The organism is Streptomyces sp. NPDC058000, from assembly GCF_042886435.1.
In the GTDB taxonomy this organism is placed as follows: domain Bacteria; phylum Actinomycetota; class Actinomycetes; order Streptomycetales; family Streptomycetaceae; genus Streptomyces.
In genome coordinates this window covers 1-21121 of record NZ_JBHVQS010000079.1, presented here as the reverse complement: position 1 = coordinate 21121, position 21121 = coordinate 1, and the positions used below count along the sequence as shown (strand labels likewise).

At 68.9% G+C, this 21121-nt stretch carries 22 protein-coding genes and 1 pseudogene; 14 read left to right on the top strand and 9 right to left on the bottom strand.

What is annotated here, in order from left to right:
* Positions 1 to 436: 436 nt before the first annotated feature.
* Both ACFVT2_RS39330 and ACFVT2_RS39325 read left to right on the top strand, forming a co-directional pair.
* Complete coding sequence (locus ACFVT2_RS39330) at positions 437 to 1450, top strand: DNA-directed RNA polymerase subunit alpha (RefSeq protein ID WP_390026203.1); 1014 nt, start codon at positions 437 to 439, stop codon at positions 1448 to 1450.
* 179 nt (positions 1451 to 1629) lie between these two features.
* On the top strand, positions 1630 to 1956 hold the full coding sequence (locus ACFVT2_RS39325) for a hypothetical protein (RefSeq protein ID WP_390026201.1): 327 nt from the start codon (positions 1630 to 1632) through the stop codon (positions 1954 to 1956).
* Between the two features lie 109 nt (positions 1957 to 2065).
* Here ACFVT2_RS39325 and ACFVT2_RS39320 read toward each other — a convergent pair whose 3' ends face one another.
* Both ACFVT2_RS39320 and ACFVT2_RS39315 read right to left on the bottom strand, forming a co-directional pair.
* Complete coding sequence (locus ACFVT2_RS39320) at positions 2066 to 2641, bottom strand: hypothetical protein (protein ID WP_390026199.1); 576 nt, start codon at positions 2639 to 2641, stop codon at positions 2066 to 2068.
* A gap of 279 nt (positions 2642 to 2920) precedes the next feature.
* On the bottom strand, positions 2921 to 3445 hold the full coding sequence (locus ACFVT2_RS39315; RefSeq protein ID WP_390026228.1) for a methyltransferase domain-containing protein: 525 nt from the start codon (positions 3443 to 3445) through the stop codon (positions 2921 to 2923).
* Here ACFVT2_RS39315 and ACFVT2_RS39310 point away from each other — a divergent pair.
* Complete coding sequence (locus tag ACFVT2_RS39310) at positions 3340 to 3738, top strand: hypothetical protein (RefSeq protein WP_390026231.1); 399 nt, start codon at positions 3340 to 3342, stop codon at positions 3736 to 3738. The genes ACFVT2_RS39315 and ACFVT2_RS39310 overlap by 106 nt on opposite strands.
* A 462-nt stretch (positions 3739 to 4200) precedes the next feature.
* Here ACFVT2_RS39310 and ACFVT2_RS39305 read toward each other — a convergent pair.
* Positions 4201 to 4329 (bottom strand): annotated as a pseudogene (locus tag ACFVT2_RS39305) (transcriptional regulator); the annotation flags it as partial.
* Between the two features lie 92 nt (positions 4330 to 4421).
* On the opposite strand from ACFVT2_RS39305, the gene ACFVT2_RS39300 reads away from it, so the two are divergent.
* Positions 4422 to 5135 carry an SDR family oxidoreductase gene (locus tag ACFVT2_RS39300; RefSeq protein ID WP_390026196.1) on the top strand — a complete coding sequence of 238 codons (714 nt, stop codon included), beginning with the start codon at positions 4422 to 4424 and terminating at the stop codon, positions 5133 to 5135.
* A 159-nt stretch (positions 5136 to 5294) separates the two neighbouring features.
* Here ACFVT2_RS39300 and ACFVT2_RS39295 read toward each other — a convergent pair whose 3' ends face one another.
* Positions 5295 to 5897: a TetR/AcrR family transcriptional regulator gene (locus ACFVT2_RS39295; RefSeq protein WP_390026193.1), complete on the bottom strand. Its 603-nt coding sequence runs from the start codon at positions 5895 to 5897 to the stop codon at positions 5295 to 5297.
* A 126-nt stretch (positions 5898 to 6023) separates the two neighbouring features.
* Between ACFVT2_RS39295 and ACFVT2_RS39290 the strand changes: the two genes are divergently transcribed.
* Complete coding sequence (locus ACFVT2_RS39290; RefSeq protein ID WP_390026191.1) at positions 6024 to 6770, top strand: SDR family oxidoreductase; 747 nt, start codon at positions 6024 to 6026, stop codon at positions 6768 to 6770.
* 439 nt (positions 6771 to 7209) lie between these two features.
* Here the strand turns inward: ACFVT2_RS39290 and ACFVT2_RS39285 are convergent, their stop codons facing one another.
* Positions 7210 to 7965: a hypothetical protein gene (locus ACFVT2_RS39285; RefSeq protein ID WP_390026189.1), complete on the bottom strand. Its 756-nt coding sequence runs from the start codon at positions 7963 to 7965 to the stop codon at positions 7210 to 7212.
* Between the two features lie 507 nt (positions 7966 to 8472).
* On the opposite strand from ACFVT2_RS39285, the gene ACFVT2_RS39280 reads away from it, so the two are divergent.
* Together ACFVT2_RS39280 and ACFVT2_RS39275 are read left to right on the top strand one after the other, a co-directional pair.
* A complete protein-coding gene (locus ACFVT2_RS39280) occupies positions 8473 to 9600 on the top strand; it encodes a serine hydrolase domain-containing protein (RefSeq protein ID WP_390026187.1) in 1128 nt (375 codons plus the stop codon).
* A gap of 341 nt (positions 9601 to 9941) precedes the next feature.
* Complete coding sequence (locus ACFVT2_RS39275; protein WP_390026184.1) at positions 9942 to 10517, top strand: hypothetical protein; 576 nt, start codon at positions 9942 to 9944, stop codon at positions 10515 to 10517.
* 757 nt (positions 10518 to 11274) lie between these two features.
* Here ACFVT2_RS39275 and ACFVT2_RS39270 read toward each other — a convergent pair.
* Complete coding sequence (locus tag ACFVT2_RS39270) at positions 11275 to 12021, bottom strand: transposase (protein ID WP_390026182.1); 747 nt, start codon at positions 12019 to 12021, stop codon at positions 11275 to 11277.
* Between the two features lie 279 nt (positions 12022 to 12300).
* A complete protein-coding gene (gene pcaD / locus ACFVT2_RS39265; RefSeq protein ID WP_390026180.1) occupies positions 12301 to 13107 on the bottom strand; it encodes a 3-oxoadipate enol-lactonase in 807 nt (268 codons plus the stop codon).
* Positions 13108 to 13206: 99 nt separating this feature from the next.
* On the opposite strand from pcaD, the gene ACFVT2_RS39260 reads away from it, so the two are divergent.
* The gene (locus ACFVT2_RS39260) at positions 13207 to 14154 is read left to right on the top strand and encodes a LysR family transcriptional regulator (protein ID WP_390026178.1); all 948 of its coding nucleotides are present in this window, start codon (positions 13207 to 13209) and stop codon (positions 14152 to 14154) included.
* A gap of 684 nt (positions 14155 to 14838) precedes the next feature.
* Here ACFVT2_RS39260 and ACFVT2_RS39255 read toward each other — a convergent pair.
* A complete protein-coding gene (locus ACFVT2_RS39255; RefSeq protein WP_390026175.1) occupies positions 14839 to 15261 on the bottom strand; it encodes a Rid family hydrolase in 423 nt (140 codons plus the stop codon).
* A gap of 72 nt (positions 15262 to 15333) precedes the next feature.
* Positions 15334 to 16008, bottom strand: coding sequence for an HD domain-containing protein (locus ACFVT2_RS39250; RefSeq protein ID WP_390026173.1), 675 nt, complete (start codon positions 16006 to 16008; stop codon positions 15334 to 15336).
* 71 nt (positions 16009 to 16079) lie between these two features.
* Here ACFVT2_RS39250 and ACFVT2_RS39245 point away from each other — a divergent pair, with 71 nt between their 5' ends.
* The 6 genes from ACFVT2_RS39245 (at position 16080) to ACFVT2_RS39220 (ending at position 21002) form a co-directional block, all read left to right on the top strand.
* Positions 16080 to 17060, top strand: a complete 981-nt coding sequence (locus ACFVT2_RS39245) for a GlxA family transcriptional regulator (RefSeq protein WP_390026170.1) — start codon at positions 16080 to 16082, stop codon at positions 17058 to 17060.
* Positions 17061 to 17114: 54 nt separating this feature from the next.
* A complete protein-coding gene (locus ACFVT2_RS39240; protein ID WP_390026168.1) occupies positions 17115 to 17333 on the top strand; it encodes a hypothetical protein in 219 nt (72 codons plus the stop codon).
* A gap of 1037 nt (positions 17334 to 18370) precedes the next feature.
* Positions 18371 to 18937: an RNA polymerase sigma factor gene (locus ACFVT2_RS39235; protein ID WP_390026165.1), complete on the top strand. Its 567-nt coding sequence runs from the start codon at positions 18371 to 18373 to the stop codon at positions 18935 to 18937.
* A 193-nt stretch (positions 18938 to 19130) separates the two neighbouring features.
* Positions 19131 to 19331, top strand: coding sequence for a hypothetical protein (locus ACFVT2_RS39230; protein ID WP_390026163.1), 201 nt, complete (start codon positions 19131 to 19133; stop codon positions 19329 to 19331).
* A 123-nt stretch (positions 19332 to 19454) separates the two neighbouring features.
* The gene (locus ACFVT2_RS39225; RefSeq protein ID WP_390026161.1) at positions 19455 to 20096 is read left to right on the top strand and encodes an HAD family hydrolase; all 642 of its coding nucleotides are present in this window, start codon (positions 19455 to 19457) and stop codon (positions 20094 to 20096) included.
* Positions 20097 to 20204: 108 nt separating this feature from the next.
* Entirely contained in the window at positions 20205 to 21002 is a 798-nt protein-coding gene (locus tag ACFVT2_RS39220; RefSeq protein ID WP_390026159.1) for a helix-turn-helix domain-containing protein, read from the top strand.
* Positions 21003 to 21121 lie beyond the last annotated feature (119 nt).

The window sequence follows — 21121 nt, the reverse complement described above, 5'->3', positions numbered from 1 at the left end:
GCGTCACTGCTGGCCGCGCGGGCGGCAACGCGCTCGGTGGCCAGACAGGCGTTGTCCTGGGCACGGGGTGCCTCGGCGCTGGCGCAGGCCAGAGGAAGCCAGATCTCGTCCGCCTGGGTGGCCCCGACGAGCGCGCCGAGCGGCAGCCCGGCCGCGAGCGCAGCCGCCGGTATCCGCGCCCTCGCTGTCCGGGCCGGCTGAGGGGCGAAGGCGGCCGGCTCCCACGCGGCATCGCCCTCGCCCAGCCAGCGCGGAGGCGGTGCGGCGAGCGAAGGCCATGACGCCCCCGCGCTGCTGGCCGCCGGCGGGCCAGGCCGTGCCCGCGCAACTGAGCCCGAGGCAACGGCGGTGCGGCCTCTTGTGGTGTCGGACCGCCCATATCCTTGCAGTGTCTACGGCGTCAAATAGCGGGCGCCGAAGAACGGAGGCAGTACCCATGCTGATTGCTCAGCGTCCCGCGTTGACTGAAGAGGTTGTCGACGCGTTCCGCTCGCGGTTCGTGATCGAGCCGCTGGAGCCGGGCTTCGGCTACACGCTCGGCAACTCCCTGCGCCGTACGCTCCTCGCCTCGATCCCCGGTGCCGCGGTCACCAGCATGCGCATCGACGGTGTCGTCCACGAGTTCACCACGGTGCCGGGCGTCAAGGAGGACGTCACCGACCTGATCCTCAACATCAAGCAGTTGGACCTCTCTTCAGACTGCGACGAGCCGGTCGTGATGCACCTGCGCAAGCAGGGCCCGGGTCTGGTCACCGCCGCCGACATCGCCGTGCCGGCCGGTGTCGAGGTCCACAACCCGCACCTGGTGCTCGCCACGCTCAACGGCAAGGGCAAGCTGGAGATCGAGCTGACTGTCGAGCGCGGTCGCGGCTACGTCTCCGCCGTGCAGAACAAGCAGGTCGGCCAGGAGATCGGCCGGATCCCGGTCGACTCGATCTACTCGCCGGTCCTCAAGGTCACCTACAAGGTCGAGGCGACCCGTGTCGAGCAGCGCACCGACTTCGACAAGCTGATCGTCGACGTCGAGACCAAGCAGGCGATGCGTCCGCGCGACGCCATGGCCTCGGCCGGCAAGACGCTGGTCGAGCTGTATGGTCTGGCGCGCGAGCTGAACATCGACGCCGAGGGCATCGACGTGGGTCCGTCCCCGACGGACACGGCTCTGGCCGCCGAGCTCGCGCTGCCGATCGAGGAGCTGGAGCTCACCGTCCGCTCCTACAACTGCCTCAAGCGCGAGGGCATCCACTCGGTGGGTGAACTCGTGGCTCGATCGGAGGCGGATCTGCTCGACATGCGCAACTTCGGTGCGAAGTCGATCGACGAGGTCAAGGCGAAGCTGGCCGGCATGGGCCTGGCTTTCAGGGACAGCCCGTCCGGATTCGACCCGATCGCCGCCGCGTTCGGCGGTGGCGACGCGGACGCTGGGTTCGTCGAGACCGAGCAGTACTGACAGGGTCGCTCGTGAAACAGGTGGACGGCCGACAGTGCACCTGCGGCGATCATGTTTCATGAGTCGTAGCACACGACTGGACTCCTGAAACACTCCGAGTGCCCATCTCGCTCTCTATGGACCATTCGGAGGATCACGATATGAAGATCTCTGAAGCGGCATGGATCGGATGCCCTTCCATGGGGCAGCGTGCACTCCCGGGCGGCGGCGTACTCCGGCAGGCACCCCAGCGCACGCACCGCCGGATCGGAGCCCAACATGCCTCCGACCGGGTCGAGTTCCCCACCACGGCCGGATCGCCGTCGTCGACCTCGGGCACGGGCGCGGCGGCGGCCGGGCCGGGCGCGGGCGGCAAGCCGGTGGGGCGGGTCGGGGTCTCCGGGCACGAGCTGTCGTACATAGCCAACCGGGACTTCTTCATCGCGCTGCTGAACGAGGCCGTCGCCGACCTGCTCAACGCGCAGGCCCGCCGGGACATTTCCCAGGGGTCGGGCTCTGCCTGCTGATGCTTCGGGGCAGCAGCCTGAACAGGAAGTCCTCCCCGGCCGCTGCACGGCCGGGGCCGAAGAAGGTGCGCGCTTTCGGTGACCGCTCCGGGCCTGGAGACCGGGCCCGTCACTCCACGCGGCGGAGTTCGACGATGTGCCGCATCCCGCGGGTGTCCGTGCGGTTTTGGTACAGCCGCAGCGGGATGTCGGTCCCGGGGCGGGGCTCCGCCGCCGAGAGGGCGAAGGCCACGTTGTATTCGGTGCTGATGCCGCCGAGGTGTCCCTTCTTCGAGACGCCGGGCTCCTCCACCTGGTAGTCGAATTCCTCACCGGAATCGGGTGTCGCTTCGGCATGGGCGTTGAACTCAACAGAGCGGTTGTTGAGGTTCACGACGTACTCGTGGACCTCGGTGTGCGTCGCGTTGCCGCGCTGAAAGGTCGCCTCGACCCTGCGGGTGGTGCCGTCCATGAAGAAGCGGGCGGTCAGATCCCAGCTACCGCTTTCCGCGTAATTGGCCATCTGCCCCAGCGCGTCAGCGAAGTCACCTTCAAACGTGGGCTTGAGGACGCCGGTTGCCGGTTCGCGCTTGTACGTCCCTTTGAAGGTGCCGAGGTAGGACTCGCGCCTGCCACCGCAGACGCCCGGCTCGGCCGCGGCCCCGGTCTGCCCGCTGCCGGCCTGCTCCCCGGCCTGTCCCGGCACGGTCCCGCCCGGGATAGCCTTGCCCTGGGCGTCGACGGGCTCGAAGTACCACAGCGCATAAGCGCGGTTCTTCTGGTCGTCCTCACTTCTCCCCCTGCTCCAACTCCATGCCCGGGTCCGGGTTGAACCCCCGGATGCGCAGCCAGTGTCCGCTGCGGCGGTTGCACAGCGCGTAGCGCCCAGAGCCTTCCTCGGTGATGTGCCAGGTCGAACTGTCCAGATCGTCGGGCTGGTCTCCGTTCCACTGCTCCGCGTACGCGTGGCGCGAGACATGACGGACTACGGCGGCGGGAAGTGCTGGGCTGGCAGCCTGCCCTTGTAGCGGGCGTACTGGGTGTAGGCGCGCGAAAGGTCGCTGTCCGGATGGTCGACGGCCAGAGTGGTCCAGTCGGGCTCGCCCATGACGAGCCGTCCGCCGGGCTGCAGCACGCGGCGGATTTCGCAGAGCGCCCGAACGGGATCGGCGACGTGTTGCAGTACCCGGTCGGTGCGGGCACGGTCGGTGGCGCGGTCCGCCAGCGGCAGGTCGTGGATGTCGCCGAGCTGAACAGTGACGGTGTCCTGGTTGGCGGTGCGCTCGCTCGCGGCGTCGACTGCGGTCTGGTCGTGGTCGACGCCGATCACCGTGCCCCGACGCGACCCTCGTCGCCCGCCGGCCAACCAACGCCCGCGCGTGCAGGCCGAGCTCCGGCGACCGGGTGACCACCGGAGCGCCGGATGAGGTCGATCTGACGCAGCGGGAGGCGTTCTTCCGCGCCGCGGTTGAGTATGGGGTGGAGCCGTTTGCTCTGTTCGCTCTGCCAGAGGAGGCCGATGCCGACGAGGCACGGTGGCTGGTGGCGTCCCATGCTCAAGAGCCCATGGCATTGGCCGAGCGGTTGGTGGCGGAGGCAGAGGAGTACCGCTTCGCCTTGGATCAGCCGCTGCCGGTAGCGGGGCAGGGACTGTGGGCGTTCGGCCCCGACGACCTCTACACCGTTTCCATCCCCCGCAGCGAAGAGCGTGCGGCAGATCCTGCGGTGCCGCTGCGGACAGCTCCCTTCTCTCAGGAGGTGGTCCTTATGGCTTTATCGACGACTCACGACAGCGGTTGTTGACGGCTGCGGGAGGCACCTGCCACTCCAGGATGTCGATGTCGATGTCGATGAGTTTGGGAGTCGGTCGTGCGGACGGCGGCCCCACCGGCAACGGCGCGGTCATGACCACACTCATGCCCCCGTAGCGGTTTGGGTGGAAGCCAGGGTTGCTCACGTCGTTCTTCGACAGGTTGACGGATGCCTTCGGCCGGACAACGGGCGAGCTGAGGCTTCCGGTCGGCGCGATGAGTGTGCTCAACGCACCGACCGGGGTGGGAAAGAGCGTGCTGATGCGGGACGCGGCGCGTCATCTCGCCTGTTCCGGCCAGGGTCCTGTTCTGGTTGTGGTGGGGAAGATCCGCGAGAGTCTGAGTGCTTCGGACGCGTTGGAAGATGAGGATGCGCTCGTTCGTGACACGGCCGTGGAGTTGGAGGGGGAAAGCGGCCGGGAGGGGCGGCGACTGCGCGTCGTGCCATGGGTGGCGCCAACTCCTCGCGGCGCAGCCCGGGTGTGCGCCGGATGCCCGGACCGGTGGGCAGCCCGACATCGGCCGGTCCGATCTGCCCGCGTCGGACCCGAAGAAACGTGGCCGTCGCGTTCGCGGCTTCGATTCTGCCACCGACCGATCCGTGCCTGGGGGCTGTGTCACACCTAGGAACCATGCGGCCTCCCCTGTACTGATTCGGTGGTGCAGCCTCGCATCATGACCAACGCGATCATCATTGGTGGCGGCTCCGGCATGGGCTTTGCCCTGGCCCGGAACCTGCTCGCCGAGGGCATGGATGTAACGATCGTCGGCCGATCCGCGAGCCGGCTCGCGGCGGCCCGGGCGGAACTGGAGCCTGCCGAGCGGGGGGAGATCAGCACGTTCGAGGCCGACCTGGCGCGGGAGGAGGACGTGGCCGAGCTGTTCGCGCAGGTGGAGCGAGTGGACCACGTGGCGGTCACCGCCGCGGACGCGTCGGGCGTGTACGGGCGGACCGCCGACGTCGCCACCGCAATCGCACGGTCCGTCGTGGACACCAAGCTGCTCGGTGCCTGGCTGATCGGCAAGCATGCGGCCGGGAAAGTCACCGGCTCGATCACCTTCACCTCGGGCATCAATGCCTACCGACCGAACGGGTCGAACACGATCATGGCTGCAGCCAACGGCGCGCTCGCATCGCTGGCCTACGGGCTGGCGATAGAACTGGCACCGATGCGAGTGAATGTGATCTCCCCTGGCTGGGTGGACACCCCCATCTGGAGCCAACTCGGCATGGACAAACAGGCAGCCTTCGCCGAGCTGGCCGAGCGACTCCCGGTCCGGCGTGTCGGCACCCCCGACGACATCGCCCAGGCGTTCTTGTCGTTGATGCGCAACGGGTTCATCACCGGGACCGTGGTGCACGTCGACGGGGGACACCGCATCACCTGATCCGGCACCCGGACATCCGAACCGCGAGTTCAGGTTCGTGCCACTGGTGGGCGCAGCGGCAGCGGAGGGCGGTCCTGGATGCCTGTCCGGTGGGGCCTGATGCCTTCCCGGTCAAACATCCGCGGCAGGTCATGGCACCGCCGCTCCGCGGCGGGGACCTCAAGCGGGGGCCGGCTCGCCTGTGCAGCTCGGCGCGATGAGCGAGTCGGTGAGAAGGTCGGCGATCTCCTCCGTCAGGGGGGCGTGCCCGAGAAGGAAGCGGTACCAGAACACCCCGTATACCTGATCGACCATCAGGTCGAGGTCGCGCCCGGCGGGCAATTCACCGCGTTCCCGGCCGCGGGTGAGCACTTCTCGCAGCACGGCCCGACGGGTGCCGGTGAACGCCTGCATCAACTCGGCGAGATGGGGGTCGCGGGCTGCTTCGCGTACGAGAGTGTGCAGGGCGGGGGCGGTAGACGGGTCCTGGGCGCCGACGAATGTCGCGGCGATGACGGCGCGGAGGTCGCTGTGGAGGCTGCCGGTGTCGGGTGACGGTGCCGCTTCTTCCGCGCGGTCGGTCAGCGCCTCCAGCAGGACGGCACCTTTCGAGGGCCACCAGCGGTAGATGGTCTGTTTTCCCACTCCCGCCTCACGCGCGATCGCCTCCACGGTGACGGGGCTGCCTTGCGCGGAAGCGAGCAGACGCAGCGCGCCGTCAAGGATCGCCTGGCGGACGTGTTCGTTGCGGCGTCTACCGGTGTGGGGGCGGTGGTTGTCCATGACTCGATCCTTGGTACTCGGCGGCTGGCCCTCGTCTTGATTCTAAACCCTTGACGAGACCGGCAGTCTCGATAAAGATTTGTCGAGACCGACAGTCTCGTTAAAATCGACAGGTGAGGGCAGGCCATGCTTCAGAACGGCTCGGGGGAACTGACCGGACAGCGCGTCGTCGTCATGGGCGGCAGCTCCGGTATCGGCGAGGAGACGGCAGCGCGGTTCGCCGCGGACGGTGCGGAGGTGATCGTCACCGGGCGCAGCCGGGAACGACTCGACCAGGCAGTCGAGCGCATCGGCGGCAAGACGACGGCATACCGGATGGACGGCGCCGACCAGACGGACGTCGACGGTTTCTTCGCCGAGTCGGGGCCGGTCGACCATCTGGTGCTGGCGCTCAGCAGCTCTGCGGGTAGTGGCCCTTTCGCTCAACTGGAGTTGGCGGACCTCGCGGCCGGTTTCGACGGCAAGTTCTGGCCGTACATACGAATCCTGCAGGCCGCCCTGCCCCGGATGCGCCGGGAGGGTTCGGTGACCCTGGTCGGCGCGGCATCGGCACGTGCGGCGTTCCCCGGCACAGCGGGACTCGCCGCGATCAACGGTGCGCTGGAGGCGATGGTGCCGCCACTGGCCGTCGAGCTGGCCCCGCTGCGGGTCAACGCGGTCTCGCCGGGCGTCATCGACACGCCGTGGTGGAACCGGGTTCCGGCTGAGCAGCGCAAGGAGCTCTTCGACGGCCTGGCCGCCACGACGCCGACCGGCCGCGTCGGCCGAGCGGAGGACGTTGCGAGCGCCATCCGGATGCTCGCCGGGAACGGCTTCGTCACCGGCGTCGTGCTGGACTGCACCGGCGGTGCCAATCTTGCGACGGGCCGCTGAGGCGAAGCCTTCGGGAGACGCCTGGGCTCCGGCTCAGCGCGGCGAGTGGGGAGCCGCGCAGCCGGGTGCGGCACACAACCGGCGATCGGCCGGGCCGTGCTCGGCCGCCCTCAAGGATGGCCTCCAACTCCGCCGGCCTCAGGACAGGGTGTCGTCTAACTTCCGGAGTGCCTTCGCTGTGGCCGTCTCTCAAGGGCAGCATGCGCGGTGTCCGGTCCGGATCGACCACTGTGCATCAAGCCTGGCGGTGTCACGCCAGCTGGCACGCAAGCCGCCTGGCCAGGTGACAGCACTCGTCTGCATCTCCGAATTGATCCGCTTCAGGTGCCAAAACAGCCTGGAACTCTCGGTCGGGCCCGTTTTGCGGGACGCGTTTCAGTCCCACCGTCGGACCGTAAGGCGGCACTGAACGTCCGTTGCTCGCAAGGTCATGCCCGTTCTACCGGCCGACCCGTCCGAGCCGCAGGTCTCGGTGGAGGAACCACGCCGCAACTGCGACGACCGCCCCGCAGAGCGTGGGCACGAGCAACCACGGCAGGCCCGTCCACACGGCCGACAGACCCACGACGGCGCAGGTGGCCCCCGTGACGATGAGCAGCCACTTGCCGTACGGGCGCCAGGTGAAGAGTCCGGGGTCGCGCGGCCTTGCCAGGTGCATCGCACCGAACATCAGCGCCAACGCCGCCAGCAGCCCCGCGAACGTGCCGACGGCGGCTGTCATCTGGGGTTCGTCGCGCGGCGCGTCAGAGGAATTCTGCCGAAAGTCCCCCTCGGCGACCACGACGACGACGCCGCGCCACACGGTGCCCGTGACCCGGTCCCCGCGCTGAAGTCCGCTCAGTACCGGCCCCGAGTCGCCGAACGGCACGACCATCCTCGGGAAGGGCTCCGAGCCCAGCAGGGTCGCCCGCAGGTCCTTGGCGGTATTCCGGGTGTTCTCGACGGTGAAGGTGACCTTCCGCAGGCAGTCCTCCGACCTCGGTATCACCGTGCGGGCGGGGCACGCCTTGGCCGCCTTGTACTCCCGGTACAGGGCGCGATCGGTGGGCAGCCAGGTGGTGAAGACGAAAGAGCAGGTCAGCGCGGAGGCCAGGGACAGGACGATCAGTGCCGCACCCATCAGGCGGTTCCCTCCGGCCCTCGGCGGCGGCGGTTCGTCTTCCCCCCGGACGGTGCCGATTCTCGTCGTGGTCATCGCTTGTCTCCCCGCCGTTCCCCACCGAAAGGACACCAGTCTCTTCCAGCCTCGATCAAGCAGGCAAGGAGAGCGACCGGCAGCCGGAGGTCACTGGTCCTTGCCGCATCCGGACAGTGTGATCCTCAGACACGCTTGGGCGCCCGGCGCTGCGCTGCTCGTCGCACGCTCAACTGGCCAACAAGAACACTCAGTCACAACGGCCTGAAGCTGACCGACGACCGCCTGGCCCGACGAGTTCCGGAGGCACGGTCAGCGCAACGAAGTCGATGTTGACGAGTTCGGGAGGCGCCCGGGGCGAGGTCGGCAGCGGCACCGTGTGCGCTGGGACAACGGCGAGACGCCGCTGTACGAGGGCACGACGGCCCGGGAGCTGGGGAACTGGTGCCCCCTCGTATCCCCCTGACCGAATGTGCTTGGCCGACAACCCACTTCTGGCGACGGCTTGAAGACGGCGAGAATTCCGCGTGTTCGTGCCTGTGTACCGGGAGCCACCAAGGGGGAGCTGTGGCAGGGAAGTCGCGCGCGAGAAGACTGACGGCCGTGCTGGGCGCGGTGACAGCGGCAGTGCTGATGCTGCCGTCGTCGGCGTCCGCCCAGTCGGCCGGTGACCACGCCGCCACGCGGGCGGCATTGAGCAAGTTCCAGGCGGCCGGGGGTCCCGGGGCCGGGATCCTCGCCGGCAGCGGCACCGATTCCTGGACCTACTCCTCCGGTACGGCCGTCATCAACACGAACACGCCCATCCGGCCGGCTGACCACTACCGCATCGGGAGCCAGACCAAGAGCTTCACCGCGGCGGTGGTGATGCAGCTCGTCGACGAGGGCAAGGTCTCCCTCGACGCACCGATCGAGAAGTACCTTCCCGGAGTGGTCAACGGCAACGGCTACGACGGGAACACCATCACGGTGCGGCAACTGCTGCAGCACACCAGCGGAATCCCGACCAACACTACGACGGCCCCGGAGGCCAACCCGGACGGCACCTTCACCCTGGCCGCACTGGTGCGGGACGGGCTCAAACATCCCCCGGCCTCAGCGCCGGGCGCGGAGTGGCACTACTCCAACACCAATTACGAAATCCTCGGCCTTCTCATCGAGAAGGTCACCGGTTCGCCGGTGGCGCAGGTGATCACGAGCCGGATCATCCAGCCGCTCAATCTCACCCAGACCACGTTCCCTGCCGCAGGCAACCGCGCCGTGGCCGAGCCGGCCGTGCACGGGTACAACGGCGTACGTATCGGCCCGTTCTTCTTCTGGACGGACGTACTGACGGCATTCGAGCCGTCCATCTACAGCACCGCAGGCGCGATGATCTCCACGGAACAGGACATCAGCACCTTCTACCAGGCGCTGATCGGCGGCAGGGTCGTGTCACCGGCGAGCCTGGCCGAGATGAAGAAGGCGAGGGACATCGCCCCTGGCCTCGGCTACGGACTCGGTCTGATCAAGCACCCCCTGCCCTGCGGCGGTGTGGCCTGGGGGCACGACGGCGATGTGACGGGCTACTACACGCAGACCATGGTCACCGAGGACGGCCGCCACGCCGCCGTGGTGACCAATGCGCTCACCCCTCTCAGTAACCCCGTCCAGCCGTTGTACGAGCTGCTCGACACGGCACTGTGCGAGAAGTGAGCGCCACTGCGCGATGAACCTGACATCCCAGCCCGGGGCTGTCTGCGGACAGACGGCCCCGCCCGGCGGGGCGTACGGCGCTGGTAGGAAATGACGTCCATGGCGCCGCCGACCTGCACCACATGGAACGTCGTCTCAACGTCCCCGTTCGGTGAGGTGCGCTGCGCGTCACGGCGCAGTACCGGGTTGTCGGGGACGGCCGGGGATTCTCTCAACGCCTCCGCCAACAACGCGAGGGCCCCTGCGAATTCTCAATTATTTCAGCTTCCTTGACTGCCACAGGAACGACCATGCGCACCATTCGAGATGAGTGCTCAAATACGTTCCCAAACGGCTTTTGAATGACTGAGGTCAGGTGCCTCGCCCGCGAAATTCCCGGCGAGGCACCCAACCGCTACCGCCGGTTGCCTCGCCGGAGGACACGAGGAACGGCGGTCGCCGCCATCATCGCGGAGGTGCCGGCGTGCTCGGCGTCCACCGCGTCCTTCAACAGCGCCTCGGTCACGACCAGCCAGTCCCCGTCCGGCACCGTCGGCGGGAGGGTGCGCGCCCAGCGGGCCGCCAGCCGGCGCGAGAACCCCGCCCGGCCGACCGGCGGCCCGGGCCGGGCCGGGCCGGCACCGGCCCGGCTGCTCGCCGCCGCCGGCCTGGCCAGCACCGCCCTCAGCCTCCTCTATCTGCTGTTTCTGGTGGCCGACACCGGCGGGTATACGCTCGGCCCGCTGCTCGACGGCCGCACCCTGCCCTGGCTGGGCCTGCAGACCCTCGCCGCGACCACGGTGGCCACCACGGTGACGACCATCGTCGTCTGGTGGCGAAGGCGGGACGGCAGTGGCGCCGTCCGGCTCGCGATACTCCTCGCCGGCGGACTGCTCTTCATCCCCTGGGCGCTCTCCTGGGGGCTGCTGCTCCCATGACGAGACGTCGGCCGCGAGCCGAGTTGTTCGACGAGTACGCGCGATCGTCAGCCAACGCTGCTGGCCAACCCCACCTTTGCTGAAGTCGCAACCAACTGGGGAGGTGAGCGGCCTGGGGATTTGCAAAGATCCTCATCAACCGAGTCGGTCATGGTGACCAGTTAGCAGGGCGTGCGCGAGGCGCTGGCCGGCGCCGGGCAGTCGCGCGCACTGCGTCCAGGAGTCGGCCACGTTCCACGGCGGCGAGCGGCAGTGCGTCGGGCCCGCCCCAGCGCAGCCACGCGGCGGCCGGCGACGGCCGGCCGGGGGCGGGCGCATACAACTCGGGGTGCGCGGCGGTGAACCCGCCGGAGTGGCGGTGCAGGGCCGGCAAGTGCACACCGATCGCGGTGACGACCACCTCGTCGCCGGCGCGCACGGCCAAGGCGCCAGCGAGCCGGTGAAGACGTCCTCGGGCATCGCAGCGCCCGAGCGGGCCCGGGCGACGGCGTACTCCAGCAAGCACTCCAACGCGCGCAAGGCCGGGTCCGAGCCCAACCGGCCCCCAGCCGGGTTGGGTTCCCACCAGCGTCCGGATCGCCGTCGCCGTCGTCGACCTCGGGCGCGGGCGCGGGCGCGGGCGCGGGCGTGGTGGCGTCCGGGCCGGACACGGGCGACAAGCCGGCGAGGCGGGTGAGGGACTCGGCGAGGCCGTGCAAGTGGTCCAGGACGGCCGGCAGGTCGCCGGCGAAGTCGGCGCCGGTGCGCCACACCAGGGTCAGCAGGTCGAACAGCACCTGACCGGACGCGAGGCGGGCAGGGCGCGGCGCAGCGCAGCGCCAGCGTGGCCAGTGCCGCCGGGGCCGGGCCGGCCGGGAGGACGCCGGGGCCTTCGGTAGTGGTTCTGCACGACGATCTGCCGCAGGGCCTCGGCTTGTGGGCCGGGCCGGTAGCCCGGTCCGTGCCGGTGGAGGCGTTGCGGCAGTCGGCAGGCATCGTCGCCGGCGGCGAGGATCCTGGCCTTGGGCCGGGTGGGGTTCTTGCCCAGACGGACCGGGCGGCCGTAGCGGCGCCCCCAGTCCTCGTCGACCAGGTCGACCAGCAGATGCCCGGCCGTGCGGGCCACTTCTTCCAGCACGGCACGGACCGCCTCCGTGACCAGTTCCAGCCGGGTCAGGTCGCGCACCGCGGCCAGGACGTGGGTGGAGTCGGTGCGCTGCGTGGTGCGCTCGCGCACGAGTCCGACCTCCTTCAGGCGCGCGAGTGCCAGATCGAGAAGACGGCCGGCGCGGTCGTCCTGGGCGAGGCGCTCGCGGAAGTCGGCCAGCACGCTGTGGTGGAAGCCCGGATCGTCCAGCTCCAGGCACAGCGCGTATTTGAAGTCGATGCGGCAGCGGACCGCTTCCGCTGCCTGCCGGTCCGACAGGCCGAGCAGGAACTGCAGCACACAGACGGTGGCCAGTTGGGCGGGCGAGATGCCGGGGCGTCCGTCGCGCGGGTACCAGCCGCGAAGTCCTCGTCGCACCACAGCCCGTCCAGCCGGTCCCCCACCCACATCGCCGTCGTACCGCCCGGGTTGCTTGCCCGCGCGATCTGCGCGGTCAGAGAAGGGACTTGCTCACCGGAACGGGGACGGACGGACAGCGGACACCCCAACAACTGCATCGGCCTGCGGAACAGCCCCGAGCATGCCCGTCGATCATGCCGTCGCACCGGGAAAATCCAAGATCACCGACAGAATCAAGGTCAGAGCCTGTTGGTCGGGACAGTGGGAAGGAGCCGTCCAGACACGACGCAGTAGCCGTCAAGACTGTTCTGTGAGGAAGGCCACCACAGCGTCCACGAACTCCGCCTGCGCTTCGACGTTCGCCATGTGCACCGTGGGCAGGACGGTGAACCGCGCGCCGGGGACGGTCGCGGCGAGCTCCTTGCCGTGGTCGGCGGACGTGACGGTGTCGTGCTCGCCCGCGATGACCAGTGTCGGGTTGTGGATGAGCGTGGCCGTGCGGCGCAGGTCGTAGTCGCGCACCGCAGCCCAGCTCCCGGCCACGCCCTCGCGCTGCGTGGCGAGCAGGGTGCGGCGGAAGCCCTCGACAACCTCGTCGTCGCCTTGCAGCATGCGGGCCGGGAACCAGTTGTGCAGGAACCTCTCCGCGGTGACCTGCATGTCGGAGGCTTCCAGCAGTTCGGCGATCGGTCGATCCCACTGATTCGCCGGGCCGAGGTACGCGGCGGTGTTGGAGAGCACCAGGCGGTCAACGCGCTCCGGAACGTGGATCCCCAACCACTGCGCGACGATTCCGCCCAGAGACAGGCCCAGCACGTGCACCCGCTGCAGGCCCAGGGCATCCAGCAGTTCCACCACGTCGCGTCCCAGTCGGTCCAGGGAATAGGGGCCGCTCGGGACATCGGAAGCGCCGTGGCCGCGCGCGTCGTAGCGCAGCAGCCGGAAGTGCTCGGTCAGGGCCGACACCTGGCCGTCCCACATGTGGAGGTCGGTGCCGATGGAGTTCGAGAGCAACAGCACCGGCTTGTTCTCGTCACCGTCGAAGCGGTAGTCGATGCGGACGCCATCGCCGGTGGTGATGGCAGTACGGGTCTGAGAAGTCATGTCAGCTCCAGTGATCTAGCGGGTATGCGCTCAGCCTATGAGCGCCACCTGCAGAGTTCTATTACAAAGATCGAACGAGCCCTGTAGGTTTGCTGGACAATGTCAAACTTCACGCTCCACGAGTTGCAGTGCTTCAACGCCGTTGTGCTCGACGGCGGCTTCCAGGCGGCCGCCGAGCGGCTGCACCGCTCGCACCCTTCTGTGTTCGCCGCAGTCGCCAAGCTGGAGCGCCAGCTGGGCCTGGACCTGCTGGATCGCTCGGGCTATCGGGTTCAGCTCACCGAGGCGGGGCAGGCCTTCCACCGCAAGGTGCGCTTGCTGCTGCACGAGGCCGAGGAGCTGCAGACCTACGCCGCGCAGTTGGCGATGGGCGAAGAGGCCGAACTGCGAGTGGTGCTAGGGGACCTGTGTCCACTCCCACCGGTGTTGGAGATGCTCAGCCGCTTCTTCGCGCAGTGCCCGCAGACACGACTGCACCTGCAGTTCGAGACGGTCACCGGCCCCTGGGAGCGGCTGCTGGAGGACGAAGCCGACCTCATCGTGCACCGCGTCCCCAAAAGCGACGTGCGGATGGAGTGGATCGATCTCGGCCGCGTCGCGCTGGTGCCCGTCGTGGCGCCCGGTTTCCTGCCCTTCCCTCCGGACACCGACATCACACCGCAGCGGATGCAGGCATTCACCCAATGCATGGTCCGGGATTCGGCGCGGCATCCGTCGGAGCAAGGCCATTTCCTGGTCGAAGGCGCGCCTCGGAGCTCCGTTCCGGACCACCTCATGAAGAAGGAGCTGATCTTGCACGGCATGGCGTGGGGACACGTGCCGCGGTTCATGATCGAGACCGAGTTGCGTGACGGAAGCCTGCTTTCCATCGCCGGACGGCACTTTCCCGGTGTGGTTGAGGAACTCTCGGCGGCTCGCCGGCGCGACCGGCCGCACGGGCCGGTCGCTGACCAGCTGTGGGACTTCTTGGCCCGCCATGCACCGGTCCTACGGCCGACGCTAGGCCATGTGCCCAAGGCGAAGAAAGCACCGGAACACCACAGGTGACATCGCCACGATCGCCATGGGGGTGTACCAAGGTCGCTTCTATGCGTCGTCAAGTGGGTTGGAGACGTTCGGCGGGACGACAGACACGTGGAACATTCCGGGCCACGGCTCCCACGCCACCGCCGACGCCACCAAAGACCTGCTCACGTCGCTGTGCAACTTCTCCTGGTCGAAAGAGGAGGGCCGGATCGTGAGCGGCTTGCCGAACTGCCGCGAGTGTCGGCGCGAAGTCCGACTTGGTGCCGTACGCCCCCGCGGCAGCTGGTAATCCGCCTCCCAGAGCGTTGCCACCCGAGCCGTAACCGCTGCACACGGCGGTGGCTACGCTCCGCCAACAGCCCCGGCCCTGGCAACTGCAATGCCAGAGCCGGGCCGTTGACACGGGCCTACGACTAGAGGTTGTCCCGTATGGGGGGTGAGTTATCCAGTGAGCGCCAGGTTGCGGTGCCGGGCGATGCCGAGCATCGCTTGGTGAACCGGTAGTTGCCGGTCAGCGTCTCGGTCATCTTTCGCTCTGCGAGCCGAGCGCCTCCAACTCCTCCTTCGCCTTCTTCAGGAACGACATGGCCGTCGATGCCGGCGGCGCGAGGCCGGGCGGGCCGGGACGCCGAACGGTCTTCATGACGGACTCCACGTCCGCCGTGACGGGCTCCCGGGCCCGGGAGCGGGCCCAGGAGCGGCGGTCTACCGGGATGCGTCGGGATAGGCGGCGGTCGCGCGGATCTCGACGAGGAGCCCCGCGCTGGCGAGGCCGCTGACCCCGATGATCGTCCAGGTCGGGTAGGGCGCTTCGACGAGGCGCTGCTTGGCCTTGATGAAGCCGGGCAGGTGCCGGCGGATGTCGACGTGGTAGCTGGTGACGTCGACGAGGGCGGACATGTCGAGGTTCTCCATCCGGAGGATCTCCTCGATCTTCCGGATGGCGATCTCGGTCTGCTCCTCGATGGTGTCCGGGATGGTTCCGTCGGCGCGGCGACCGATCGTTCCGGCGATGAACAAGAGGCCGTGCGCACGCACCGCGGCGGAGTAGCCGAAGCTTGCGAAGGCGTTGGTGGTCTCCCCGAAGACCGCGTTGTTCTCGGGGACTTCGACGGTGTGGACGGTCATTGCGGTGCTTCCTGTCCTTTGTTGAATCTCTGTTGACTTGTTTGTTGACGCGTGGTGGTGGAGTCCGTGGAGTCAGTTGCCCCAGCGGGACGAACGGCAGGCGTGCTCCAGCCGGGTTCGGCCGAAGGTCTCGCGTTCACGGAGGAATTCGCCGGGGATCGCGTAGCGGGGTGCGTTCTTCGGGTCTTTCGCGGCCTGCGCGACGATCGCGTCGGTGAGTGAGCGGATCATGTCCAGCCGTGGATAGGCGGCGTGGACGGCGTCGGCCTGCTCGTCGGTGACCGCGTCGAGGTGGTCGGCGCCCACCGGGCCGCCGAAGTCGAGGGCGACGCCTTCGCGGACGAGCACGCACAGCGTGCCGCGGCGTTCCGCGATGCCCGGGGAGGTGTGCAGGGCGATGGCCTGCCAGACCTGGTCGGCGTCGGCTGTGGACGTCCCCTGTTGGATGAGGAATTCGGCGGCTCGGTCGGCGCCTTCGACCTCGAACCGCTGCCGGTGCGGGCCGTCCGACGCCAGCCCGAGGTCGTGCATCGCGCACGCGGCGAACAGCAGGTCGTCCCGGTAGTCGTGGCCGACGGCCAGGCCGAGGCGGCCGGCGGCCAGCCGGGCGAACAGGTAGCTGCGGATGCTGTGGTTGAAGACGGACGGCGTTTCCACCGGTCGGATGAGGTTCATGACGGCGTCGGCAAGTGGTGTGCTGGGCAGCGCGATCGGGTCGGCGGTCGCCTCGCGGGTAGGTCCGGTCATGTCCTCAGCCTGGCCGCGGCCACCCTGACCTGGCGAGAGGCAATATTTCCTTACTTCGTTAGAATCTTGCCATGGCAGCCCATCGAGTCGCGGTCCTGGCGTTGGACGGGGTCACCCCGCTCGACCTGGCGATCCCGACGCAGATCTTCACCACCCGGCCGGAAACCCCCTACGAGATGACCCTGTGCGCGCTGGACACGAAGGTGGCCACCACCGCGGGTTTCACACTGATCGCCGACGGATGCCTGGAGCAGGTGCGCACCGCCGACACCGTGATCGTGCCGGGCTTCGAACCGATCCGCCCGTTGCCGGACGCCGTGCTCGACACACTGGCCGAAGCCCGCGACCGAGGCAGGCGTGTGGTGTCGATCTGCACGGGCGCCTTCGCGCTGGCCGCGGCGGGCGTACTGGACGGGTTGCACGCCACGACCCACTGGAAGCACATCGACGCGTTCGAGCGGGACTTCCCGGCCGTCACGGTCGACCGCGACGTGCTCTACGTCGACGAGGGCGACGTGCTCACCTCGGCCGGGGTGTGTTGCGGCATCGACCTGTGCCTGCACATCGTGCGCCGCGACCTGGGCGCGGAGGTGGCCAACCAGATCGCCCGCGGCCTGGTCGCCGCCCCGCACCGGGACGGTGGGCAGGCCCAGTACGTGCCGGCTCCCGTCGCGGTGGCCGGTGAGGCGTCGCTGTCCGGTACCCGTGGCTGGGCCCTGCACCGGCTCGGCGAGCCGCTCACGCTGCGCGTGCTTGCCCGGCACGCGGGCCTCTCACAACGCACCTTCATGCGCCGGTTCACCGAGGAGACGGGCACGACCCCGTTGCAGTGGGTGCTCAACGCCCGGCTCGGCAGGGCGCGGGAACTGCTGGAAACCACGGGCCTCTCCGTGGATCAGGTGGCGCGGGACTGCGGGCTGGGCACGGCAGCCAACCTGCGGCTGCACTTCCGGCGCACGCTGGACACCACCCCCACCGCCTACCGCCGCACCTTCACACACTCGACGTCGCGCGGTCCGGTGTCCTCGCCAGCAGTCCATCGCACGGACTGAGAACGGCCACCACGACCTGAAGGGTTTCGGAGACGGGTCGCTGCCGGGCAAACGATGACCGGCACGGAACTCGCGGATCTGGTGATCGAGGCCGCCCATACCGCGCTGCCCGACCCCATCACCGACGACGCCTGGCGCGGGCGCTACTCGCTCGGAGACCATCTGCGCCGGGACGTGCTGCCGACGGTCATCGGCCGGGTACTGGCGGACACCCACGAAGGAGCACGCAACGAAGCCCTCCAGGCGGTGGCCCACACCCGCCGTCTTGAGTGACCCGCGCGCAGCCCCGCCCCGCCATTTCGACAGGCTTCCATGTCCGGGATCAGCGCAGGGTGGTGGGGGCCAGGCGGATCGTCTGCGCCTGCTTCCGGAAGATGTGTAGGCGGGGGTTTGACGGCCGCGGCCGGCGACGCGAGAGGCCCAGCCGTACCGCACCACGGAGCGGTACCGGCTGGACCACGCACCGCGCCGCGCGGTCCCAAACGAAGAGGGAAGGGGCCTCTTCCTCCTCTTGAGGAAGAGGTGTCAGCAGCGGGAACCGATACCCACACGCCCTGATCTGCTCGGATGCACCTGGGTTCCAAAACGACCTGGTACGCACGGTGGTACCTACGGTGGAACACACCGTGGAACCCACGGTGGTACCTACGGTGGTACCTACGGTGGTACTGGCCCCGGACTGCTCCGAGCCGCACCTACTTTCGGGGGCCGGCCAGGATCCTCAGCTACACGGAGCAGCCGAGGTCGTCCTCCGCCAACTGCGCAGTCACGGCTCGCCTCGGCGCCACCGATTGCCTACCGCAGTTCCGTACCGGGAGTGGCAGCTCCGGGCCACGTGACACGGGCGTGGTGCTTCGCCAGCGCTGAGTGCCGCTCGGGCGGGTGGTGGCCATCCGAGCGGGCGCACCCGGCAGTTGGAGAGGCCATCGGCCGCCTCCGGGACGGCCTCCGCAGGCCGACTACCCCTACTCGGGTGCGGATACCCCACTGGTTACCCCGCTGGATACCCCAATTGACCTGCGGCTTTCCCTTTGCAGGGCAAGCAGTTTGGTAAGGGGTGCTGAGCAGAGTTCACGGCAGTCGATCCGAAAGGAGTCTGCCGTGGATGCCGTACAGCCGACGTTGGTCACACGTCTGAATACCGAATGGGAGTGGCTGTGCGCCGACCGCGGCAACTGCGATCGGGGGCGGTCTTGGATGCTCGGCGCCGGTGTGCTGGACGAGGGCCAGGCCCCCGCCGATCTGGGTGAGCTGTGCACTCTTCTACGGAAGGGCGCTAGGCGTGATGAACCGGGGTTCATCACGCCTGGATGGGTGTCCTGCTGCACCGGGTGAGTGCCGGCGACGGACGGGATGCAGAACTGGCCGCCCGCGTGCTGGTTCAGGCGATGCTCCCGCATGCCTGCCGCGTACTGCGCGGCTGTGCGCGCAGCGGCGAGGACATCGAGGACGTGGCGCAGGTGGTGATCGCCTCCCTGTGGGAGGTGGTGCGCACCTTCCCGATTGCTCGGCGGCCGCGGAAGGTCGCGACGGGTCTGCGGCTGGAGTTGTGGCACCGGGTTTCGCGTGAGCTCAAGCGGGAGCTGGCGCCCTCTGAGCATTTGGATGAGACGTGGGCGGCGGCGCTTCCGGGTGGTGTCGAGCCTGAGGACGCTGTCGACCCGGTGCTGCTGGCGCGGGCCACCGAGGAGGCCGGCCTTCACGCAGCAGCGAGTGCGGTGGAGGAGCTCGAGGGGGCCCGCGGCGAAATGGTCGCGCTCCTGGTGTGGGCGCTGGAGTGCGAGGTGCTCACCACGGAGGCGGCGTCCGGGATCTGCGATCACTACCGCGAGGGCGCGCCGCAGGATGCCGCGGCGGCATCGGCGTGGGGGGGGTGAGCCCGGTGGCGCTGCGTCGTCGGCGTAGCCGGGCGGTGTCGCGGTTACGGCAGGCGGCGCCGCAGTGGGCCGAGGCGGCGTGAGGAAGCCGTCGGAAGTTCTTCGGGCGCTGTGTCACATCAGGGCCGATCTCGCTCCCTTCTCTGTGTGTGCGGGGGGATTCCGCGCACCGGATGCAGCGGAGGGAGCCGTCGTGAGCGAGGGGCTGGGACATGAGGGAGAAGCGGTGGAGCTGATGGCGGAGGAGTTGCGGCTGGTGGCGATTCGCCGGCGGGCGACGCAGCTGGCGGTCGCGTTGGTGACGGAGCCGTTCTCGGCCGACACCCATGCGCGGCTGCGGTCGTACGTGGAGCGGGACGCCGATGAAGCGCCCGTCCCACGCAGGCGGCCATGAACGCGCGGATCCGCGCGTTGGCCTCGGTGGTGGCGTCATGGACGCAAGTGGTCGCCATGGAGCGAAATGGCACGCCCGGCCACCGACCAATGGCGGAGGGATGCGTCACCGTAGTCTGACCACATGATCCGGGCTGTTGCATTCGATGTCGGGGAGACTCTGATTCGGGATGACCGCGGGTGGGGTGCGTGGGCCGATTGGCTCGGCGTGGCCCGGCACACGCTGTCTGCCCTCGTGGGTGCAGTGGTCGCGCAGGGGCGGGACAACGCAGACGCGCTGCGGCTTGTGCGCCCGGGGATCGACATCGAGGCCGAGCGGGCGGCGATGGAGCGGGCCGGCCATGGGGAGTTCCTGGACGAGTCAGATCTCTACCCGGATGTTCGGCCGGCTCTGTCGGCGCTGCAGCAGACCGAGGTCCGGGTGATCGTGGCGGGCAACCAGACGGCTAGGGCAGGCGAGTTGTTGCGCGCGCTCGACCTGCCAGTGGACGCTCTGGCCACCTCCGGGGAGTGGGGGGTGGCCAAGCCGGCCCCCGAGTTCTTCGCGCGCACGGTAGAGCTGGCCGGGGTCCCGGCGAGCGAGGTGCTGTACGTGGGCGACCACCCGCAGAACGACGTCGGCCCGGCCCGCGCGGCGGGACTGGTGACCGCGCACCTGCGCCGCGGTCCGCTGGGGCATCTGTGGGCGGACAGCGGCGAGGCGCAGACCGCGGACTGGCAGGTGCAGAGCCTGACCGACTTGGTGGACGTGGTCCGCTGGGGGTGAGGGTCAACCGCACGGCTCCGCCCACGTCACGCGGGCGGGGCCGTTCGCGTACCCGTTCCGTGATGGCGCGCGTACGGTTCGGAGTGACTGCGCCGAACGGAGACCCGTATGCCCAGCGTCGTGTACCACGGGGTAGGCCCTCGGATTGCCTACGAGCGCCGGATCGCCGGGCTTACCCAGTCCGAACTGGCTCGCGTCGCAGGCATTGCGCTCGGCACGCTCAGGAAGATCGAGCGCGGGGAGCGGGGTTGCTCGGACGCGGTACTTGAAGCGCTGGCAACGGCCCTCAGCATCGATCCTGCCCGACTGCTGCCAGACCAGGAACGTCGAGACGATCACGTCCACCAAGCCATGCCGGCACTATCCGCCGTTCTGGCAGAGTACGAATCGCCGGAGGACGGCCCGCATCGCGATCTGGGCACGCTGCAAGAAGTTGTCTCCTCACTCGTTGGCTATCGGCTCAGCGCACAGTACGTACGGATTTCACGCACCGCTCCAGCGCTCATCGCTGAACTGTGCCGCGCCCTGCAGACCGCATCCGCAGCCAGTCGGCCCGCGACAGCCCGCCTGTTGGTCGACGCGTGCCGGGCCGCGGACGCCGTCGCATTCAAGTCCGGTGCGCGAGACCTCTCTGCGCGAATCATCGACCTCATGCGGTGGGCAGCGAACCATGCTGACGACCCCCTCATGAACTCGACCGTCGCCTATGTGCGCACAGAGACCTACTTTGCCGCCAAGGCGCACGCGGCCGGTCTGCGCGCGCTCGAACAGGCCGTGGGCAGAGTGCCTCAGAGAAATGCGCCGTCTGCACTCGCGGCCCGCGGCTCACTGCACATGCGCGCCGCAGTGATCGCCGGCCGAGCAGGCGATGGAGGAGCAGCCGGGACCCACCTAGGCAGTGTCTGATGGCTCTTGCTCGGGGCGGTGGATCTAGGGGCTGTCTGTGGTTGTGATCAGAATCGAGTTTTGAGTCCCGGACGGAGTGCTGATCGGGTAGGACTCCTGTGTGACTCGTGCGCAACTCA

Bases quoted from the DNA above. Each gene is read 5' to 3' on its own strand.
- ACFVT2_RS39285 (WP_390026189.1), bottom strand. From the start codon at position 7,965: ATGACCACGACGAGAATCGGCACCGTCCGGGGGGAAGACGAACCGCCG.
- ACFVT2_RS39245 (WP_390026170.1), top strand. From the start codon at position 16,080: ATGGCAGCCCATCGAGTCGCGGTCCTGGCGTTGGACGGGGTCACCCCG.
- ACFVT2_RS39225 (WP_390026161.1), top strand. From the start codon at position 19,455: ATGATCCGGGCTGTTGCATTCGATGTCGGGGAGACTCTGATTCGGGAT.
- ACFVT2_RS39275 (WP_390026184.1), top strand. From the start codon at position 9,942: ATGACTGAGGTCAGGTGCCTCGCCCGCGAAATTCCCGGCGAGGCACCC.
- ACFVT2_RS39250 (WP_390026173.1), bottom strand. From the start codon at position 16,008: ATGACCGGACCTACCCGCGAGGCGACCGCCGACCCGATCGCGCTGCCC.
- ACFVT2_RS39330 (WP_390026203.1), top strand. From the start codon at position 437: ATGCTGATTGCTCAGCGTCCCGCGTTGACTGAAGAGGTTGTCGACGCG.
- ACFVT2_RS39260 (WP_390026178.1), top strand. From the start codon at position 13,207: ATGTCAAACTTCACGCTCCACGAGTTGCAGTGCTTCAACGCCGTTGTG.
- ACFVT2_RS39255 (WP_390026175.1), bottom strand. From the start codon at position 15,261: ATGACCGTCCACACCGTCGAAGTCCCCGAGAACAACGCGGTCTTCGGG.
- ACFVT2_RS39235 (WP_390026165.1), top strand. From the start codon at position 18,371: ATGGGTGTCCTGCTGCACCGGGTGAGTGCCGGCGACGGACGGGATGCA.
- ACFVT2_RS39290 (WP_390026191.1), top strand. From the start codon at position 6,024: ATGCTTCAGAACGGCTCGGGGGAACTGACCGGACAGCGCGTCGTCGTC.
- pcaD (WP_390026180.1), bottom strand. From the start codon at position 13,107: ATGACTTCTCAGACCCGTACTGCCATCACCACCGGCGATGGCGTCCGC.
- ACFVT2_RS39295 (WP_390026193.1), bottom strand. From the start codon at position 5,897: ATGGACAACCACCGCCCCCACACCGGTAGACGCCGCAACGAACACGTC.
- ACFVT2_RS39240 (WP_390026168.1), top strand. From the start codon at position 17,115: ATGACCGGCACGGAACTCGCGGATCTGGTGATCGAGGCCGCCCATACC.
- ACFVT2_RS39300 (WP_390026196.1), top strand. From the start codon at position 4,422: ATGACCAACGCGATCATCATTGGTGGCGGCTCCGGCATGGGCTTTGCC.
- ACFVT2_RS39325 (WP_390026201.1), top strand. From the start codon at position 1,630: ATGGGGCAGCGTGCACTCCCGGGCGGCGGCGTACTCCGGCAGGCACCC.
- ACFVT2_RS39220 (WP_390026159.1), top strand. From the start codon at position 20,205: ATGCCCAGCGTCGTGTACCACGGGGTAGGCCCTCGGATTGCCTACGAG.